Source organism: Candidatus Infernicultor aquiphilus, assembly GCF_002784285.1.
Taxonomy (GTDB): domain Bacteria; phylum Atribacterota; class Phoenicimicrobiia; order Phoenicimicrobiales; family Phoenicimicrobiaceae; genus Infernicultor; species Infernicultor aquiphilus.
Window position 1 is genome coordinate 1 of record NZ_PFKO01000080.1, and the last position, 1451, is coordinate 1451.

Genomic DNA, 1451 nt, shown 5'->3' on the forward strand with positions numbered 1-1451 from the left:
TACGTACACCTTAAGTTAATGACATTGTTGTAAATAAAGGGTTTTAAAGATAGTAAATAGGAACGGCCTGCCGTCCCCTGTTCCTTTTACGTGGGACTTGCATATATCATCCCTTACAAAAAGTTAGAAAAAGTTACCGAATTATTGACCTATTACAAAAGTCTCCTCTATCATTATCTATTTAAATAAAGTAATATATTCGGATAATATAAATAATCGATTTCTGGATAAGCCAGTTACTTCCTCGAGTAAACCTAATCGCTGAAAATCAGCAATTATGCGAGAAGCAGCAGCAAAGCCTATCTCCAAATGTTCCGATGCTTGATTGATAGAAATCACTGGGTTAGAAAATAAAGATGATAATAATTTTTGGGCAATCGGTATTTTACGCCCAAGAGATACTATTTTATCTTCATATTGTTTACCTAAACCTACAATTGATTTTAGAGTTTCTTTTCCATTCTTGGCTGTATCAATAACTCCGGTGAGGAAAAAATTAACCCATTGTTCTAGGTTGTTCGATGTTCGTGCTATGGTTAGAGAATCATAATAAGCTCCTTTATGTCTTTCAAAAAAATCAGAAAGATATAAGGTTGGCTTTTGTAATACCTTTAAGTCAATCAATTGTAAAATAATCAACAGCCTGCCGATTCTGCCATTGCCATCTAAAAAAGGATGAATGGTTTCAAATTGATAATGACTCATAGCGATCTTTATTAAATTAGGTATGCAAAGCTTTCGATTATGCCAAAATTTTTCCAAATCAGTTAAGAGTTCTGGTAATTCTTCATAATGTGGGGGAATAAAAAAGGCATTCTTTAAACTTGATCCACCTATCCAATTTTGGCTTCTGCGTATCTCTCCGGGTAGTTTATATTTTCCTCTTACTCCAGAAAGAAGTATTTGATGAGTTTCTTTAATAAGTCTAATGGAAATTGGTAATTTTTCTAATTCTTTTACAGCAAAATTCATTGCCTTAATATAGTTTTGAACTTCCAGCCAATCATCTCGTTTTTCTGGTCTAATTTCTTTCTCTGGTAAAATTACCTCATCTATCTTGGTACGGGTTCCTTCTATTCGGCTGGAAGTAGTAGCTTCTTTTGCCACATGCATTTTGATAAATAACTCTACATCTGGCACTAAGGTAGAATAAGCATTTAGTTCCCCTAAATACCACATCGCTTCTTCTAATTGCAGATTTATCTGTTTATCATTCCATTCGAAGGATTTATTAATAAAAGAAGGGCTAAAGCTCTTATATTCGTATTGTTGTTTATAGGTTCCAGCTTGAAACATTAAATCACTACTCCAGAATTATTTATATATTTTTATAAATAATTATCTTATATTTTTTAAATTGCAATTTTATATTATCATTTATTATTATAAATGTCAATAATAAATATATTATTATCACTTTCTAATTATTATAGAAATATAATCAATTTTTA

At 31.1% G+C, this 1451-nt stretch carries 1 protein-coding gene; it reads right to left on the bottom strand.

Features of this window, described 5'->3' with window-relative positions; all coding sequences use genetic code 11:
- Positions 1 to 177 precede the first annotated feature (177 nt).
- Positions 178 to 1296 (bottom strand): Fic family protein, encoded by a 1119-nt coding sequence (locus COZ07_RS02220; protein WP_406606966.1) that lies wholly within the window; start codon positions 1294 to 1296, stop codon positions 178 to 180.
- Positions 1297 to 1451 lie beyond the last annotated feature (155 nt).

Excerpts from the sequence above, each read along its gene's own strand:
- COZ07_RS02220 (WP_406606966.1), bottom strand. The coding sequence starts at position 1,296 with ATGTTTCAAGCTGGAACCTATAAACAACAATACGAATATAAGAGCTTT.